Genomic DNA, 16,307 nt, shown 5'->3' on the forward strand with positions numbered 1-16,307 from the left:
AAATTGAAAGCTAATAGATTAAAAATACCGCTAAATATAATTAATAGAAATTTAGTTTTTCAGAAATCTCTTAAAAGCTGTTAAAATCTGCTCTTATTACTTAATTCTAAAGTATTTTTGCACAAAATTTAATGTTATGCCAAAATTATTACCTGTTTTTAGGATTATAGCTTTGTTAGAAGGTGTTTCATATATCCTATTGTTATTTATAGCTACGCCTATAAAATATTTATATGAAGATCCTCAGTATGTGAAATTATTAGGAATGCCGCATGGTATATTATTTATGGCCTATGTTGTCATTGCTGTCCTAATTAGCTCTGACATGAAATGGCCAACACGAACCCTTTGGATTGTCTTATTCGCTTCTGTTATTCCTTTTGGAACTTTTTATATTGACAAAAAATACTTAAATAAAAAACGTGCTTAACATAAGACATACTTTATACGATTTTTTAATAGAAAAGGGCTTATCTGAAGATGCAGCTATGTATCTTAATATGCTTGGACTACTTTTAGCCTTAATACTGATTGCGTTTGTAGTTGACTATATTACGAAACGAGCCCTGTGGAGATTTTCTTCAAGCGTAGCCAAACGGACTAAAACGGATTTCGACAACATCCTTATTACCAACAAATTACCAAGAAATATAGCTCATATTATTCCGTTGCTAATTCTAATAGAGTTTGTACCTCAGGTCTTTACTGATTTTGAAGTTGCACAGAATATTATTGAAAAAACGCTTAAGGTCATCACGATTGTTTTGACGCTACAAATTATTAGAAGTTTCCTAAGCTCTATAAAAGATTACCTAAAAACTTTAGATGCCTACAAAGACAAACCAATTGACAGTTACGTGCAGGTCTTTATGATCTTTGCTTGGCTTCTCGGTTTCTTTTCAATTTTAGCTATTATAACTGGTGTTTCATTTATAAAATTTGCAACAACACTAGGTGCTGCTTCTGCAGTAATAATCTTGATTTTTAAAGATACCATCCTAGGTTTTGTTGCCAGTATCCAAGTCTCCATAAACGATATGGTTAGAATTGGAGATTGGATTACCTTTGAAAAATACGGTGCAGATGGTGATGTTATTGAAATTAACTTAGCGACGGTGAAAGTCCAGAATTGGGATAAAACGATAACTACAATTCCTACTTATGCTTTAATTTCAGATTCATTTAAGAACTGGAGAGGCATGATGGATTCTGGCGGACGACGTATAAAACGTTCCGTTATTATTAAGACATCTACTATTAATTTCCTTAGTGATGACGATATTCTACGTTTTGGGAAAATTCAATTAATTTCTGAATACTTAAAAACACGTGCTACCGAAATTGAAACATTTAATGCACAGCACAATATAGATAAGTCTGTTTTAATCAACGGTAGAAACCTTACCAATTTTGGTGTGTTTAGAAAATACCTTCAAACGTATATTGAAAACCATTCTGCCATCAATAAGGACATGACCTTAATGGTGCGTCAGCTAGAGCCTACCTCGCAAGGAATTCCTATGGAGATTTATGCATTTAGCAGTGATCAACGTTGGAAAAATTACGAATATATATTAGGTGATATTTTTGACCACGTGCTAGCTTCTGTAAAATATTTTGATTTAGAAGTTTACGAGCTATCTTTAGGTAACAAGATTAACGATTAAACTATTAATCTGTCTTTAACAAACTCTATTTTAGTTTTTCCATGTGGTGCAGGTTTACCGTCCGCCCCTAAATTAACCATAACGATATTATCTACAGTTAATATGGTTTCTCTGGTCATTTTATTTCTGGCTTCACATTTTAAGGTTAGTGATGATTTACCAAACTTAATAACCTCTATTCCTAATTCAACAATATCTCCTTGTACAGCAGAGCTCATAAAGTTAATTTCGGATATAAACTTGGTTACAATTTTAGAATTTTCGAACTGAATTATGGTATATAATGCAGCTTCTTCATCTATCCAAGCCAAAAGCTGACCTCCAAATAAAGAACCGTTAGGATTTAAATCTTCGGGTTTTACCCATTTTCTTGTGTGAAATCTCATATTTTTATTGTTGTTATTAACCATATTGATCTGTTTTTATAAAAGTTTTTGTTGTATATCTGAATCGTCGTTTGGGATTTTTAAATTCGTACCCAATTCGGTATTTAATTGTTTTATAAAATAAGTAGACAGTAAAGGTGATTCTTTTTCAATATTCTGATGCACAAAAAAGTCTATTTCTTCAATACCGTTAGCTTTCCACAATTTTAAGCGTTCTACCCAATCATCTAATCTTGCGTAGTCACTTTGATGATTAGCACCTACATAACGCACAAAAGCTCTAGAATTAGTTAAGCGCATATGCATAACATCGCGTCTACCAGCGCTATCTACTATAATATTAGAAATATTATTTTCTTCTAAAAGCTGATACAAATCTTCGGCTACAGCTTTATCGTTATACCAACTTGTGTGTCTAAACTCAATAGCCAAAGGTATTTCTTTTGGCCAACTTTCTGCAAAATTCACAACACGATCAAAGTCTTTTGGCGCAAAATTATTGTGCATTTGAAGAAATACACAGCCTAATTTTTCTTTTAAGTTTACAGCGCTGTACAGATAATTATCAACGATAGGTGTAATGTCTTCATTTAAACGCTTCCAATGACTTATCTCTTGATTAAGTTTTGGAAAGAATTTAAAATCAGGAGGTGTTTTATCGTACCATTTTGAAAATTGTTCTGGTGGAAATATTCTATAAAACGTGGCGTTTAACTCAATTGAATTAAACTGACGTGAGTAATATTCTAATTCGTCTTTAGTGCCCCTAGGATAAAAACCTTTTAAATCTGCTCTATTCCATTTAGCACAACCTACAAAAACATTGAAACGTTCTGGTGTTTTTTTTTGCAACACTTTTAAAGTCTCTGGATGGTCTGCTGGTAAGGTAAAATCAATATCGCTTGGGTTATCTACACTCCCGAATTTCATAACTCAATATTTTACTCAAAGATAAAGTTTAGAACGTAGTATTCAATTCTAGCTCCATTAGATTTAGCAATATTAGAATATGAAATGTTAATAAGAACGTTAACAAGATAATATCCATACAAAACGACATGCGCGCTATTTGATTAATTTTAATTCAGAATTAATCCTTAAATCATTTAATCATGACGACACGTTTTAATAGCCTACTATCCATTAGACCCGAAATTTCATCTGCTAAAATACATGATGAAACAAGCGCGGAAGAAGCATTTCAGAATAAAACCTTACGACCTATAATTAAGTTACAACACAATTTATTAATTGCAGTTTTTAAAAATTATATCGTCAAACATAAAAATGTTTTCTCTAATTTATCGTTGGAAAAACAAATCAACTACATTTCAAATGCAATACAGAAAGACATTAAATTTCGAAACGCTTTAAAGGGAATGATCATTGGCCAATTTACAGTTGAAGAATATGAACTTTATATTCAAAATTCATCAGCTTTAAATAAACGTATGATGACTATTGTAAAAGAGCGCTTGATTCAAAGTATTCAATTATTTACACCAACTGAAATTTTTCAGAAAGTTTAGCCACAGTCTTAATGAACATAAAATCGCAATTATTAGAGCTTTGTACAAAATATGCAGACAAACGCGTGTTAGGTTACAAAAATGAGATAGAATTAATTAAGGAATCTATTGAAAACAATGATAAAGTAAGCAATGAAGAAGATGATTCAGGAAATTCTAAATTATTAGATGATTTAGAGAAAAACATGAATTATCTTAATGACGCCAACAAAATGCGTGAGCAATTAAAACTGGTTCGTCCTAATTTGGTTTCCGACAACGTTGTTTTAGGCAGCTTGGTTAAAACGGATAGCATCACTTTTTATATTGCTTTAAGTTTAGGTAAAGTTGAAGTAGAAGGTTCTGAATATTACATTATTTCTTTAGCATCGCCATTGGGTCAACTCCTTAAAAATCGTAAGAAAGAAGACCAGTTTAACTTTAACGACAAAAGCTATATTATAAGAGACGTACTATAATATAGACTCACCGTTTAAATTAGTAGTGAGCACATCACTCATATAATTAAAAAAGGGTCTTACATTTTTAAAAGCATGATTGACATCAACAAGAAAATCATCTGCTAAGACTTCTTTATCTGTATATTTTTTAACGAAGATAAATTGCTTTCTTCTAATTAAATCTATGGCAGCATGTTCTTTATCAAAACCTTTGGGTGCGGTTTTTAACTCATCACCTGTAAAATCGCCCCAAATATTTTTGAATGTTTTATCTTTTAAAATGGCACGCATTTCACTATCGTCCATTTCGAATTCTTTTCTAATTCGCAATAAATCTTCTTTGCTTGGATCCCAAAAACCGGTGGCGATAAAAGATTCATTGTTTGGTTGAATATGTAAGTAATAGCCACCTCTTAACTCAGGTTTCTTTCTTGCAAACGAACCACCAAAGTGTGTTTTGTACGGTAATTTATTTTTAGAAAACCGCACATCTCTATAAATTCTGAAAATTTTTAACTTTTCAATTTGGTCGTGAACATTCATTAATTCTCCCAAATAGTTAAATGCGGCTTTAACCCCCGTTTCTATAGCTTTAAATTCTGGTTTATGTTCATTAAACCAATCACGATCGTTATTCTTTTCGAGTTTATTAAAAAAGGTAAAGGTTTCTTTAGGGATAGAATGGCTCATGGTAATTTAAATTTTTATAAAAATATAAAAAGCCATCTAAACGATGGCTTTTTACTTTAATATTTAGAATGCTAATTATTAATTATCATCTACTGCATCTTCAACATCATCTGCAGCATCCTCAATTGCATCTCCTGTATCATCAATTGCATCTTCTATTTTGTCTCCTGTATCTTTTTGTTCTCTACAGCTCGTTGTCATTAAACTTAAGCTAAATAGGGCTATAAATAAATAACTGAATTTTTTCATTGTTTTTGGTTTTAATGGTTAAAAGTATACTACAAATATCTACAATCAAATACGATGTGATTGGCTCTTATCCTAAGAGTTTTGACTCAATTGAAAAGGGCAATTAGCTTGAAATACTAATTAGTTATTAGGCTCTGAAGGGTTTTGTTTTTCAGATGTAACATCTAGTTTATTACCAAATTGCAACGTTCTAATTGGAAAAGGAATATTAATACCTTCTGCATCATAGGCTTTTTTAACTTCTATGATGGCTTTTGTTTTTGCTCTTAATTTTTCGAGCATACTATCGGCATCAATCCAAAATCGGCATAAGTAATTAATGGAACTATCCCCAAATTCTGTATAATAGAACTCAACTTCATCTGGTGATTTAACGTGATCAAACGAATTTGCAATAACTTCTTTAGTGAGTTGTTGTACTTTTTCTAAATCAGATTCATAACCCACACCACACTCTAGAAAAATTCTCATTTTAGTAGTAAGCGAATAATTTTTCATAGGATTCTCTAAAATTGTTTTATTAGGAATAATGACAATATTATTATCCGCCTCTTTTAATGTAAAATCTTTAAGGTTAATATCAATAACTTCTCCTGAAAACCCTGTAGTCTCAACCCAATTACCAATTTGGATTTTCTTTCTAAATGACAAAACAAGTCCAGCAAAGGTATTAGCAATAGTGCCTTGTAATGCTAAACCGATGGCCAAACCTACGACACCTGCACCTGCTAGTAACGATGTAAGAGCTTTTCCTAAATTTAAAACTCCTAAAGCTATAAATAGACCTAGCATAACAACTAATACAGCTACTACTCTAGCCAAAGCATTTTTTATAGAATCTTGTTCAATACGATTAGAAACGACCTTTTTAACGAGTCGACTTACATATTTGGCTGCAAAATAGGAAGCGACCATTACTAAAATTGCTAAAATAAAATTTGGAATATTCTCTATTATGGCATTAAACCAACCAATTAATTTATCTATTAAATTCCCTAGTGCTGTATTGAATTGTTCTCTCATAATATGAATTAGACTTTTAGATTTTCTAACTTGTATGCAAATATCTACATGATTACAGGATAAAACTTGCTCTTACCCTATGAGTTTTAACGCTAATCAATATGAATAAACTTAATAATACAGTCTTTGGGTTAATGAAAATGGACTATTTACGTTACCATACGAACCCCATAATTATATTAATTAAAATTGTGGGGATATTGGATTTTAAAGCCATTCGGACCGCAAGTATAGATGCCATAAATTATAAAACTTAGCGTGGTTGATAATTGTTTGCGAATAAACTTGCGAGTTATTATAATATTTACTATTATGCACAACTTTTAAAACAGACAATATATTTATGGGTAGACCAGCAACAAGACCAACAGCACTAAAGGACGGTTTCTATATTGAGATTAGAAACAAAGGCTCAAAATCAGGTGTAAAACTTTATAGTGGTACTAAATTACAGATGCATCGTGCTATAAAAATGTACGAACGCTCTAAAGAAGTTATCATTTTAGGTGAATCTGTCAATGGAAAATTTGTAGACAAAGAACCTAAAGTGCACGTAGCAGATTAAATATTAGAGTTTGTTTTTCGTTGATTTTTTATACAAATTAACACTCTTCGTTATTAATTATTATATTGAACAGTAGTAAATCATTATTGTGCTTTATTCTATGTAATAAAATAGAAGGTAAAACTCTTTATTTAAAAATGCTTAGACTTTTGAATTTAAATAACATTGTGTTATTTATTCATCATAAGAAAGTATAACCAACCAATTATAAAAAGGTATTAGTTCTTTGAATTAATACCTTTTTTATTCAAAATTTACAGAATGTAAAATTAAACCCGAAGCTGGTGCAATATAATCCATCACTTCTGTGCTTTCTAGCCTCAAAGTATCTTCGATATAATCTAAAGTGACATCTCCCCTACCTAATTTTATTAAGCAGCCCATCATTAATCGAATTTGGTTTCGCATAAAGCCTTTGCCTACAACTTTAAACACATAAGACTTCTCAGGAAAAAAATTGGCTGTATAAATAGCGTTGTCCAAAATTTCTGATGATTCAATGGTCCTTATATATTGTCCTTTATCGGTAGCACGATAGCAATAGGTTTTAAAATTATGATGCCCTTCAAATAACTTAGCTCCTTGCTTCATTAAATCAACATTAAGCGGCTCAAGAATTGTAGTTAGAATCGGCGCGCAAAACGGATGATTTTTTTGACCTTCAGAAAACACATAATGATATTCTTTTAATTTAGAATCTTGAATAATATTAAATTCCTTATCCACTTCCTCAATAGATAAAGCCCTAATATCTTGAGGTAAATTAAGGTTGAATACATCTAAAAACGCATCAAAATCTTGAAGCGGTTCATTATATATAAATAATTCTAGAGCGGCTTCATTAGCAGACACCATGGCATCTGTTCTCCCAGCGCCTAAAGTTTTAAATCGCGTATCTTGAAAAATAAATTTTAATGTACGATCTATCATTAGGTGTACCGTTTTAACATCGGGTTGTTTTTGCCAACCATGAAAACGATAGCCTAAATATTGAATTTTTATAAGATAATAGTAGCGTTTATCAAACATAGTGGCAAGAACGTAATTTTATTGACGATTCCAAAAGCAATGCTTATATTTATGAATATTATAATCATATGAGGTATAATTTAATCGTATTATTCATTTTCTTTAGCCTAGTGAATTGCGAAAAGGAAAAGGTTAAAATTAAAAAAGGTCAAATTGAAATTGAAGAGTTGTATATTAAATATAAACCTGAAGAGTTCAACTTTAATCGAAGTTATATCATAGAATCCATTGACGACTCCGAAATTTATAATTATAAACGACTGTTAGATTCTAATTTTAAACTCCCTTTTGGACCATACAAATTGGTTTATTCTACCTTCTATAAGCAAAAAAACAAAGTTGACTTTACAGTAGACAGTAAAAATAATAAAGTTGTTTTTTATTCTGATTCATTAGATTATTCTCAAATAAAAGACACCAAATGCTGTTTGCTTGTAGATGCATTAAAAGAAAATGAAATACTTAATCTTTATCTCAATAATTCAGGTTGCTACCTTTCTTTCAATACAAAACTTGAATTATATAAAAAAGATTCCGCTTATTACATCAATACAAATTTTTACCAAAATAAAAAACTGAATACTAATCAAGTCAGGCGCTTACGCGAGTTTGAATTTGAAGTTGCCAACCTAGACTTAAGCGACTATTATTGTACTACTACTGAAAATTATTTATTTTTAAATTCAACTAATAATGAGTTTGTAAGTGCCACAAATAGCTCTTGTTGGTATTATGGCTATAGTTATTTTATAAAAAGTTTAGAAGAATAAAACCTATGAAATACCCATTTGACCCTAAACTTAAACATCACATAATCATTGGTTTACTGTTAGCCGTTTGGATATTCATCTTTCTTTATTTTACTGAACCTTTAGATGTTAATCAGTTTAATAATAATGAAAAACTTCTTTATTTACCTGGTTATGGTCTGTTGGGAGGTTTATGCTACGTAACATTTCTGCCTTTACAATATTATTTATATAAGTCTTTTAAAACATCATGGACAATATTGAATGAAGTGATTTTTTTATTGATTTTTTCAGTGATTTCTATAACTGTAACTTGGTTCTACTATTTAGAAATTATAATGATGTACGAACAAAACCCTAATACTTTCGGTTATATGTTAACGTCAATATACATGCCAGCTATAGCAACGATACTGCCAATATTGATTATAGGTCGTTTTGCATTTGGAAAATATTATGAAAAGCAAATAGACGATCAAAAAATTGAAATTAAAGGTGAAGGTAATTACGAGGGTTTACGTTTGCAATTAAATGATGTGATTAGCATTCAATCTTCAGATAATTATATTGAAGTTTTTTATCTCTCTGGAAACAACTTAAAAAAAACATTAATTAGAAATAAACTTTCGGTCATTGCAGATGAATTTCCAGAATTACTTCGCGCTCATCGTTCTTATCTTATTAATCCGTTTCATTTTCAACGCTGGAAAACAGAAAACGGGAAGCTTTTAGTAATTCTTAATCACCAAGTAGAAGTACCCATTTCTAAAACGTATAAAAATGAGATAAAAGCGATGATTAATTCTACCACAAACTAAGGTCATTTCACCCCAAACACCTATTATTAATGTATTAATAGCATTTTCAAATGTAAGTTTGCTTCAAGAAAGTTTAACACTAAAACACATTAATTATGAGAATGCTATTCACTTTTATTATCATTTTATTCAGTTCAACATCAATTGGAAACGCTCAAGAAGCTAAAAAAGAAATCCTAATTGTAGGAACCATGCATACCGTTCCTAATATTGTAAAGAACAGCTACAAACCCATGTTAAGACGTGCTAAAAAATACAATCCTACGGCAATCTATGTTGAAAGTCCACGAGGTAACGATACGTTGAGTTGGGAATATTTAAAAGAGGGTTGGTCTAAAAATTACAAAGCCTTTTATTATTTATCCGATTCTATTCAAACCGTTTTTACACCAAATCCTGAAAAATATAATTCTATTCTTGACAAGTCATTTTCAAGCATGACGACTGATGATTTAGATTTTATGATTACAACGTTTGCTTATAATAGAGATAATGCTAATCACGAATTTTACACTTACATAAAAAAACATGGCATTGAGGGCTCAAAAAAACCAACACAACATGAAGATGGAGATCTTACTTTTAAATTGGCATTGCATCAAAACACAAAGTTATTAATGTCTATGGACGACCAACGTACTAATAAAGAATATCATAATGCTTGGAGTAAATGTAGTAAAGAAGGCCAATCTAATGGAAATAATGCTATTAATAATAAACTGAATAAAAAGGCTTACAATTCGGCGATCTTACCTGCTCTTTTTAGAGGACTAGGCAAACACACCAATAAATTAAAATCATTAGAGCAACTACACAAATCGAGTTCTTTTACATATGTTGCTGTAAAAACAGAAGGCTGTACGGAAGGTGAACGTTATTGGAATGAACGCAATATGAGAATGGCAAAAAACATAGGAGAACAAGTTATGACTTCAGACTCAGATCGAAATATTGTTATTGTAGGAGCGTCTCATGTTATTGGTTTAAAAAAAGAATTACAGGCTAATTATCCTGAATTAAAAATTGTGCTTGCTGGTGACTAAACTTTCTTAAAATTACCGCAAAAACAAAACAGCCATAATTATAAAATTATGGCTGTTTCTAATTAAAGTATTGTTTTTGAAGATATAAAAATTATCTGATTATTAATTTTTCAGTACGTCTTTCATTTGTAGTATTGTCTAATTCTAAAATATACACACCAGAACTTATTTGACTCACATCAATAGATTGAGTTGTGTTATTTGTATTTAAAACATTAGTTAAAACTAGGCGACCATTAGTATCAAATAATTTTGCTACTGTATTATTTTGCAATTGACCATTAATAGTAATTGTCTTAGCAGCATTATTAGCATAAATTTTTACAGACTCAACATCTACATCTACTGTACTTAATGTTGACGTTTCAAATCTAAGAAAAAATCGTCCTGTTCCGCTTAAGTCAGTAGCTGGAGTAAAGATATAATCGGATGTATTTAATAATGTCACGGTATTGTTAACGGCATCTTCTAAATACATGTTTGTAGTGTCTGACATATCACTTTCGATTATACTAAACACCAATTCTTGTCCTTGACTAGCATTTACTCCTAATGGAACAACAACGTTAGTCATATCGGTATTACTTAAAGCCTGAATAGCTAATGGAATTTCAACATTATCTACAACTAAGCTTGAGTAAATTGAAAATGCAGGTGGACTTACACCAAATATACTAGCATCGTAACCTGGATCTAATCCTTCAGAAGCATTACTATTAAAATAGAAATCTGTATTATAGTTAGAGCTACCTGAACTTAAATTCAATTTGATATGCCCATAGTGTGGTGATGTTGAAGATCTCCCCACGACAAAATCATCTGAAGTCCCCGTACGACGCATTGTTGCTTTAAAATCAACTGATCCTCCCCCTGATATTGATTTAACAAAGAAACCTTGACCAGGTGCAATTAATTCTGTTCCAGCTAAAGCTGCCATTGATGCTGAATTCCAAATCGTCCAACCATCAGAAGCATCACCGTCATAACCATATATTCCGATATAGCCAGGGTCTAATTCTGAAGCGTTTTCCGAAAGAAATGATGCAGCATCAATATAACTAGGATATGGATTACCAATAAGGTTCCATGCGCAACCTGCTGCAGCATCAGAAAGCGCAATACCGTTAACATCTCCTGTTTCTACTGTGCCAGTAAATCTTAAGAAACCTCCTCCTGATATTTTGGTCGCTGCTCTATATCCTTTACCCAATGTAATCGGTGTTGAAAGATTAAGGTTTACATTGTAATTCTCATAAGCACCATTCATCGTATTGTAAGGAGCAAAAGCTCTCACAAAACCATTATCAGCTAATGTAAGTGTATTAACAACAGCAAAATCTACAAATATTTCAGTAGAAGTCACCGGTGATGAGATTAAATCGTTTGTGCCTAATTCTTCAGTAAAACGATCATAAGACACAACAGGACTACCTAGAATTGTTCCGTTTGAGATAAAACTAGAGAATGAAATAGACGTGGAACTCATTAAGATAACAGATACTTCCAAACTCACCCCTGTATTTACAGTTAGTGATGCGCCGGCATCTATTCTAACTTCTGCACATATTGTATTTGCTGTTATTACTAAGTCTCCACTTTGAACGATAATAATATCAAGACTCGTGATCGTACCTATTGGGTCAATTCCTCCGAGCCAACCATCATCATAAATATATGTAGTAAAGGGTGCTGCATATTCTGCAGTAGACAGACCATCAGTGCTTGTCTGCGTGTGCGGTTCTAGTGTTGTATGTAGTTTTTCATGTGCTATTAATGTATTAAAGACACACAAAACTAATAAAACAACTAAAGTAGGTTTAGTTTTTTTCATAAGATTTGGGTTATAGTTTGTTAATGATGATTCAAAACTACGTCTTAATCGAAAAAAAAGACGTTGAACTAACTATATTTTCGTTGAAATACCACAATCCTAATCTTTATCCTACTTTCAGGTTCTTTTTGTCGGATTTATCACTCGTTTCGTCTATTAAGGATTGAGGCTACATCGTTCATTTTGAAGCCTTTTGCTTGCAAAAGCATCAAATAATGGAACAATAAATCGGCACTTTCATCTAAAAACAACTTATCGTTGTCATCTTTTGCTTCAATAACAACCTCAATAGCTTCTTCTCCAACTTTTTGCGCGATCTTATTAATGCCTTTAGCAAATAATGAAGCAACATACGATTTTTCTGAATCTGCTTCTTTTATACGCGATTCAATTGTGTCTTCCAATGTAGAAATAAAACCATAAGTCGTTACGTTGTTTTCATTCCAACAGGTATCTGTTCCTTTATGACATGTTGGTCCCTTAGGATCTACTTTTATTAATAAGGAATCACTATCGCAATCTAATTTTATATCCACTAAATTTAAAACATTCCCACTTTCTTCACCTTTAGTCCAAAGTCGTTGTTTGGTTCTGCTAAAAAAAGTAACTAATTGTGAATCAATAGTTTTTTTAAGTGCTTCGGCATTCATGTAGCCTAACATCAATACCTTATTGGTTGTATTATCTTGTATTATTGCTGGAACAAGTCCATCTGGGTTTTTATTAAAATCTACGTTCATAGTTGTTATTATGTCATCCACCTGAGTGTTTTATACTTAAATTCACTCGAGTGGACGTTATTATTTATAATCTTACGGGTATACCTTTATTTTGTAAGGCTTCTTTTAATTCTAAAATGGGGATTTCACCAAAATGAAATACACTTGCCGCTAATGCCGCATCTGCTATCCCTTCTTTAAAAGTATCGACGAAGTGCTGAATCGTTCCTGCTCCTCCAGAAGCGATTATTGGAATATTCACTAAATCTGACAATTTCGCTAAGGCTTTATTTGCGAATCCAGCCTTGGTTCCATCATGGTTCATCGACGTAAATAATATTTCACCAGCCCCACGTTGCTCGACTTCTTTTGCCCAATCAAATAGATTTAGTTCTGTTGGGATTGTGCCTCCTGCCAAATGAACTAACCATTCGCCATCAACTTCTTTAGCATCAATAGCAACCACTACACATTGACTTCCAAATTTATCTGAAAGCTCATTGATTAATTCTGGTCGTTTTACAGCCGAAGAATTAATAGAGACTTTATCTGCACCACAATGCAACAAATCATCCACATCTGCAACAGATGAAATTCCTCCACCTACTGTAAATGGTATATTAACTTGTTCTGCAACTTTTAAAACCATATCGTGCATGGTTTTACGGTTTTCTAACGTGGCTGCAATATCTAAAAACACCAACTCATCGGCACCTAAATCAGCATATTGCTTCGCTAATACCACAGGATCACCAGCATCTCTTAAATCTACAAAGTTGACACCTTTTACGGTTCTTCCGTTTTTAATGTCCAAACAAGGGACTATTCGTTTTGTCAGCATATTTTAGCTTTTAGGAATTAGCCTTTAGATATTAGCTAAAAGCTAACACGACTAATCGCTATTTTATAAAAATCGTTCTAATTCTTTTAAACTTATTCTGTTCTCGTAAATGGCTTTACCAATAATAACACCTTCACAACCGATGTCTTTTAACAATTCTAAATCATTAACACCAGATACTCCTCCAGATGCTATAAGACTTATCGATTGAGCACCACTATTATTACTACAAGAGTCAATAATGTTTTTATAAAGTTCAATGGACGGGCCTTCAAGCATCCCATCTTTTGAAATATCTGTACAAATCACGTATTTAATTCGCTTTCTCTGGTAATCCTTAATAAAAGAAATGACTTCCTCTTTACTATTATCTTGCCAACCGTTAATTGCAATTTTTCCGTCATTACTATCAGCACCTAAAATAATTTTCTGTGGTCCGTATTTGGCCAACCAACCTTCATAGGTTTCTCTATCACTAACCGCAATACTTCCTCCTGTAATTTGTCTTGCACCACAATTAAAGGCCACATTTAAATCTTCATTAGATTTTAATCCACCACCGAAATCAATTTTTAAATTCGTCTTAGAAGCAATTAATTCTAAAACTTTATAGTTAACAATGTGCTTCGCTTTCGCTCCATCTAAATCAACCAAATGCAAGTATTCAATACCTGAATCTTCAAAAGCCTTGGCAACTTCTAATGGATTTTCGTTATATATTTTTTTGGTGTCGTAATCGCCCTTGGTTAAACGCACACATTTTCCTTCTATAATATCTATGGCTGGTATAATTCTCATGTATTTGGCTTTTGGCCTTTGGCTTTTAGCTATTAGCCGAACACTAATAGTTAAAAACAAAAAGTCATTCTTATAATTTTAAAAAATTCTTTAGTAACTGTTCTCCTGCTTTGCTACTCTTTTCTGGGTGAAATTGTACACCGAAGAAATTGTCGTTTTCTAGTGCTGAAGCATATTCTAATTCGTAATCAGATGTGGCAATAGATTTTTTACACTGTTCCGCGTAATAACTATGCACAAGATACATGTATTCTTTTTCTTTTATCCCTTTAAATAAATCGGATTTTAGATTAGAAATCGTGTTCCATCCCATTTGCGGGACTTTAACGTTATTTGAAAATCGTTTCACATTTACATCAAAAATACCTAGTCCGGTGGTGTCACCTTCTTCACTATGACTACACATTAATTGCATGCCTAAACAAATACCTAGAACCGGTTGTTTTAAGGTTGGAATTAATTGATCTAGTCCACTTTGTTTTAATTTCACCATGGCAGAACTCGCTTCACCAACACCTGGAAAAATCACTTTATCGGATTTTATAATTTCTTCAGGATTATCCGTTAAAATAGCGTCGTATCCTAAACGTTGAAATGCGAATTGTATACTTTTTATATTTCCGGCTCCGTAATTTACTATAGATAGTTTCATTTTTCTGCTTTTGGCTTTTGGCTTTTGGCTATTAGCAAATGGCTAACAGCTAAAGGCTTTACAGCATTCCTTTAGTAGATGGTAAAATCATTTTTTCAACATCTTGTTTAACGGCCATTTTAATCGCTTTTGCAAACGCTTTAAATATGGCTTCAATTTTATGATGTTCGTTGGTGCCTTCTACTTTAATATTCAGATTACATTTTGCTCCGTCTGTAAACGATTTAAAGAAGTGATAAAACATTTCGGTTGGCATTTTCCCAATCATTTCACGCTTAAATTCTGCTTCCCAAACCAACCAGTTTCTACCTCCGAAATCAATACCGACTTGCGCTAAACAATCGTCCATTGGTAATGAAAATCCATAACGCTCAATGCCTAATTTATTTCCTAAAGTCGTCGCAAATACTTCACCTAAAGCGATGGCTGTATCTTCTATGGTGTGGTGTTCATCAACTTCTAAATCGCCATCTACCTTAATATTTAAATCGAGTTGCCCATGACGCGCAATCTGATCTAACATATGATCGAAAAATGCAATTCCGGTAGCGATGTTGCTTTTTCCCGTTCCATCTAAATTAATATCAATTTTAATTTTAGTTTCATTGGTATTTCTTTCGATACTCCCAACACGTTCCGTGGTTTTAAGAAACTTATAAATCGCTTCCCAATCATTCGTTTCTAAAGCAATAAATGCTTTCAATTCCGTATTACTTACGGTAACTTCATCCGTTCCTAAGTTGGTGTTATCATTGATAAAAATTCCTTTTGCACCTAAATTCTTAGCCAATTCAATATCTGTAAGTCGATCGCCAATAACAAATGAATTCTTTAAGTCATAAGGCTCCGAAAAATATTTAGTCAACAAACCTGTATTTGGCTTACGTGTTGGAGCATTATCTTTAGCAAATGTTCTATCGATAAACTGCTCTTTAAAAGAAACTCCCTCGGCTTCAAACGCTTTAAGTACAAAATTATGAACAGGCCAAAACGTGTCTTCCGGATACACATCTGTTCCTAAACCATCTTGATTGGTAATCATTACAATTTCGAAATTCAATTCTTTTGCTATTTTGCTTAAATATTGAAAAATCTTCGGATAGAACTCTAATTTTTCAAATGAATCAATTTGTTCGTCTGCTGGTTCTTTAATTAAAGTTCCGTCTCTGTCTATGAATAATACTGGTTTTTTCATAATATTTTCCCACGAAAGTGGGAATCTGTTTTTATTAAACTTCTTTTAATACCTACAAGGTTTTGAAAACCTTGCAGGATTTT

General features: G+C 32.2%; 21 protein-coding genes. 9 read left to right on the plus strand and 12 right to left on the minus strand.

The genetic code is table 11. The features are described from left to right. Positions 1-136 precede the first annotated feature (136 nt). Complete coding sequence (locus tag HM984_RS00795) at positions 137-430, plus strand: DUF3817 domain-containing protein (RefSeq protein WP_115808808.1); 294 nt, start codon at positions 137-139, stop codon at positions 428-430. Further along, positions 423-1,667, plus strand: coding sequence for a mechanosensitive ion channel family protein (locus HM984_RS00800; protein WP_115808807.1), 1,245 nt, complete (start codon positions 423-425; stop codon positions 1,665-1,667). The genes HM984_RS00795 and HM984_RS00800 overlap by 8 nt, the downstream gene beginning before the upstream one ends. Here the strand turns inward: HM984_RS00800 and HM984_RS00805 are convergent. Both HM984_RS00805 and HM984_RS00810 read right to left on the minus strand, forming a co-directional pair. Next, a complete protein-coding gene (locus tag HM984_RS00805; protein WP_115808985.1) occupies positions 1,664-2,053 on the minus strand; it encodes an acyl-CoA thioesterase in 390 nt (129 codons plus the stop codon). The genes HM984_RS00800 and HM984_RS00805 overlap by 4 nt on opposite strands. A gap of 36 nt (positions 2,054-2,089) precedes the next feature. Next, on the minus strand, positions 2,090-2,983 hold the full coding sequence (locus HM984_RS00810) for a DUF72 domain-containing protein (protein ID WP_179347729.1): 894 nt from the start codon (positions 2,981-2,983) through the stop codon (positions 2,090-2,092). 182 nt (positions 2,984-3,165) lie between these two features. Between HM984_RS00810 and HM984_RS00815 the strand changes: the two genes are divergently transcribed. Together HM984_RS00815 and HM984_RS00820 are read left to right on the plus strand one after the other, a co-directional pair. Further along, positions 3,166-3,582, plus strand: a complete 417-nt coding sequence (locus HM984_RS00815) for a glyoxalase (RefSeq protein WP_179347730.1) — start codon at positions 3,166-3,168, stop codon at positions 3,580-3,582. A gap of 11 nt (positions 3,583-3,593) precedes the next feature. Beyond that, positions 3,594-4,040, plus strand: a complete 447-nt coding sequence (locus tag HM984_RS00820; protein ID WP_179347731.1) for a hypothetical protein — start codon at positions 3,594-3,596, stop codon at positions 4,038-4,040. Here the strand turns inward: HM984_RS00820 and HM984_RS00825 are convergent. From HM984_RS00825 to HM984_RS00835, 3 genes are all read right to left on the minus strand, one after another. Further along, entirely contained in the window at positions 4,035-4,712 is a 678-nt protein-coding gene (locus tag HM984_RS00825) for a DUF2461 domain-containing protein (protein WP_179347732.1), read from the minus strand. The two genes, HM984_RS00820 and HM984_RS00825, sit on opposite strands and share 6 nt — an antisense overlap. Positions 4,713-4,790: 78 nt before the next feature. Beyond that, entirely contained in the window at positions 4,791-4,961 is a 171-nt protein-coding gene (locus HM984_RS00830) for a hypothetical protein (protein WP_020897124.1), read from the minus strand. Between the two features lie 120 nt (positions 4,962-5,081). Next, positions 5,082-5,984 (minus strand): mechanosensitive ion channel family protein, encoded by a 903-nt coding sequence (locus HM984_RS00835; RefSeq protein WP_179347733.1) that lies wholly within the window; start codon positions 5,982-5,984, stop codon positions 5,082-5,084. 101 nt (positions 5,985-6,085) lie between these two features. On the opposite strand from HM984_RS00835, the gene HM984_RS00840 reads away from it, so the two are divergent. Together HM984_RS00840 and HM984_RS00845 are read left to right on the plus strand one after the other, a co-directional pair. Beyond that, on the plus strand, positions 6,086-6,241 hold the full coding sequence (locus tag HM984_RS00840) for a hypothetical protein (RefSeq protein WP_179347734.1): 156 nt from the start codon (positions 6,086-6,088) through the stop codon (positions 6,239-6,241). A gap of 86 nt (positions 6,242-6,327) precedes the next feature. Then, positions 6,328-6,549, plus strand: coding sequence for a hypothetical protein (locus HM984_RS00845; RefSeq protein WP_115808801.1), 222 nt, complete (start codon positions 6,328-6,330; stop codon positions 6,547-6,549). Between the two features lie 243 nt (positions 6,550-6,792). Here HM984_RS00845 and truA read toward each other — a convergent pair whose 3' ends face one another. Next, the gene (truA, locus tag HM984_RS00850) at positions 6,793-7,578 is read right to left on the minus strand and encodes a tRNA pseudouridine(38-40) synthase TruA (RefSeq protein ID WP_115808800.1); all 786 of its coding nucleotides are present in this window, start codon (positions 7,576-7,578) and stop codon (positions 6,793-6,795) included. Between the two features lie 68 nt (positions 7,579-7,646). On the opposite strand from truA, the gene HM984_RS00855 reads away from it, so the two are divergent. The 3 genes from HM984_RS00855 to HM984_RS00865 all read left to right on the plus strand — a co-directional run bounded on the left by HM984_RS00855 (position 7,647) and on the right by HM984_RS00865 (position 10,188). After that, the gene (locus HM984_RS00855; RefSeq protein WP_179347735.1) at positions 7,647-8,348 is read left to right on the plus strand and encodes a hypothetical protein; all 702 of its coding nucleotides are present in this window, start codon (positions 7,647-7,649) and stop codon (positions 8,346-8,348) included. Between the two features lie 5 nt (positions 8,349-8,353). Continuing rightward, entirely contained in the window at positions 8,354-9,145 is a 792-nt protein-coding gene (locus HM984_RS00860; protein WP_179347736.1) for a LytTR family DNA-binding domain-containing protein, read from the plus strand. A gap of 95 nt (positions 9,146-9,240) precedes the next feature. Next, the gene (locus tag HM984_RS00865) at positions 9,241-10,188 is read left to right on the plus strand and encodes a DUF5694 domain-containing protein (RefSeq protein WP_179347737.1); all 948 of its coding nucleotides are present in this window, start codon (positions 9,241-9,243) and stop codon (positions 10,186-10,188) included. 91 nt (positions 10,189-10,279) lie between these two features. On the opposite strand, the gene HM984_RS00870 is transcribed toward HM984_RS00865, so the two are convergent. The 6 genes from HM984_RS00870 to hisB all read right to left on the minus strand — a co-directional run bounded on the left by HM984_RS00870 (position 10,280) and on the right by hisB (position 16,224). Next, positions 10,280-12,019 (minus strand): DUF8693 domain-containing protein, encoded by a 1,740-nt coding sequence (locus HM984_RS00870; RefSeq protein ID WP_179347738.1) that lies wholly within the window; start codon positions 12,017-12,019, stop codon positions 10,280-10,282. Between the two features lie 140 nt (positions 12,020-12,159). Further along, the gene (gene hisIE, locus HM984_RS00875) at positions 12,160-12,759 is read right to left on the minus strand and encodes a bifunctional phosphoribosyl-AMP cyclohydrolase/phosphoribosyl-ATP diphosphatase HisIE (RefSeq protein ID WP_179347889.1); all 600 of its coding nucleotides are present in this window, start codon (positions 12,757-12,759) and stop codon (positions 12,160-12,162) included. Between the two features lie 64 nt (positions 12,760-12,823). Beyond that, positions 12,824-13,579: an imidazole glycerol phosphate synthase subunit HisF gene (gene hisF / locus HM984_RS00880; RefSeq protein ID WP_179347739.1), complete on the minus strand. Its 756-nt coding sequence runs from the start codon at positions 13,577-13,579 to the stop codon at positions 12,824-12,826. A gap of 63 nt (positions 13,580-13,642) precedes the next feature. Continuing rightward, a complete protein-coding gene (hisA, locus tag HM984_RS00885; protein ID WP_179347740.1) occupies positions 13,643-14,377 on the minus strand; it encodes a 1-(5-phosphoribosyl)-5-[(5-phosphoribosylamino)methylideneamino]imidazole-4-carboxamide isomerase in 735 nt (244 codons plus the stop codon). A 70-nt stretch (positions 14,378-14,447) separates the two neighbouring features. Continuing rightward, positions 14,448-15,029 carry an imidazole glycerol phosphate synthase subunit HisH gene (gene hisH / locus HM984_RS00890; protein ID WP_179347741.1) on the minus strand — a complete coding sequence of 194 codons (582 nt, stop codon included), beginning with the start codon at positions 15,027-15,029 and terminating at the stop codon, positions 14,448-14,450. A gap of 58 nt (positions 15,030-15,087) precedes the next feature. Further along, entirely contained in the window at positions 15,088-16,224 is a 1,137-nt protein-coding gene (gene hisB / locus HM984_RS00895; protein ID WP_179347742.1) for a bifunctional histidinol-phosphatase/imidazoleglycerol-phosphate dehydratase HisB, read from the minus strand. Positions 16,225-16,307: the final 83 nt, after the last annotated feature.

Source organism: Winogradskyella pacifica (assembly GCF_013403915.1).
Lineage (GTDB): Bacteria > Bacteroidota > Bacteroidia > Flavobacteriales > Flavobacteriaceae > Winogradskyella > Winogradskyella pacifica.

Excerpts from the sequence above, each read along its gene's own strand:
- HM984_RS00795 (WP_115808808.1), top strand. The coding sequence starts at position 137 with ATGCCAAAATTATTACCTGTTTTTAGGATTATAGCTTTGTTAGAAGGT.
- HM984_RS00805 (WP_115808985.1), bottom strand. The coding sequence starts at position 2,053 with ATGAGATTTCACACAAGAAAATGGGTAAAACCCGAAGATTTAAATCCT.
- HM984_RS00810 (WP_179347729.1), bottom strand. The coding sequence starts at position 2,983 with ATGAAATTCGGGAGTGTAGATAACCCAAGCGATATTGATTTTACCTTA.
- HM984_RS00815 (WP_179347730.1), top strand. The coding sequence starts at position 3,166 with ATGACGACACGTTTTAATAGCCTACTATCCATTAGACCCGAAATTTCA.
- HM984_RS00820 (WP_179347731.1), top strand. The coding sequence starts at position 3,594 with ATGAACATAAAATCGCAATTATTAGAGCTTTGTACAAAATATGCAGAC.
- HM984_RS00825 (WP_179347732.1), bottom strand. The coding sequence starts at position 4,712 with ATGAGCCATTCTATCCCTAAAGAAACCTTTACCTTTTTTAATAAACTC.
- HM984_RS00830 (WP_020897124.1), bottom strand. The coding sequence starts at position 4,961 with ATGAAAAAATTCAGTTATTTATTTATAGCCCTATTTAGCTTAAGTTTA.
- HM984_RS00835 (WP_179347733.1), bottom strand. The coding sequence starts at position 5,984 with ATGAGAGAACAATTCAATACAGCACTAGGGAATTTAATAGATAAATTA.
- HM984_RS00840 (WP_179347734.1), top strand. The coding sequence starts at position 6,086 with ATGAATAAACTTAATAATACAGTCTTTGGGTTAATGAAAATGGACTAT.
- HM984_RS00845 (WP_115808801.1), top strand. The coding sequence starts at position 6,328 with ATGGGTAGACCAGCAACAAGACCAACAGCACTAAAGGACGGTTTCTAT.
- truA (WP_115808800.1), bottom strand. The coding sequence starts at position 7,578 with ATGTTTGATAAACGCTACTATTATCTTATAAAAATTCAATATTTAGGC.
- HM984_RS00855 (WP_179347735.1), top strand. The coding sequence starts at position 7,647 with ATGAGGTATAATTTAATCGTATTATTCATTTTCTTTAGCCTAGTGAAT.
- HM984_RS00860 (WP_179347736.1), top strand. The coding sequence starts at position 8,354 with ATGAAATACCCATTTGACCCTAAACTTAAACATCACATAATCATTGGT.
- HM984_RS00865 (WP_179347737.1), top strand. The coding sequence starts at position 9,241 with ATGAGAATGCTATTCACTTTTATTATCATTTTATTCAGTTCAACATCA.
- HM984_RS00870 (WP_179347738.1), bottom strand. The coding sequence starts at position 12,019 with ATGAAAAAAACTAAACCTACTTTAGTTGTTTTATTAGTTTTGTGTGTC.
- hisIE (WP_179347889.1), bottom strand. The coding sequence starts at position 12,759 with ATGAACGTAGATTTTAATAAAAACCCAGATGGACTTGTTCCAGCAATA.
- hisF (WP_179347739.1), bottom strand. The coding sequence starts at position 13,579 with ATGCTGACAAAACGAATAGTCCCTTGTTTGGACATTAAAAACGGAAGA.
- hisA (WP_179347740.1), bottom strand. The coding sequence starts at position 14,377 with ATGAGAATTATACCAGCCATAGATATTATAGAAGGAAAATGTGTGCGT.
- hisH (WP_179347741.1), bottom strand. The coding sequence starts at position 15,029 with ATGAAACTATCTATAGTAAATTACGGAGCCGGAAATATAAAAAGTATA.
- hisB (WP_179347742.1), bottom strand. The coding sequence starts at position 16,224 with ATGAAAAAACCAGTATTATTCATAGACAGAGACGGAACTTTAATTAAA.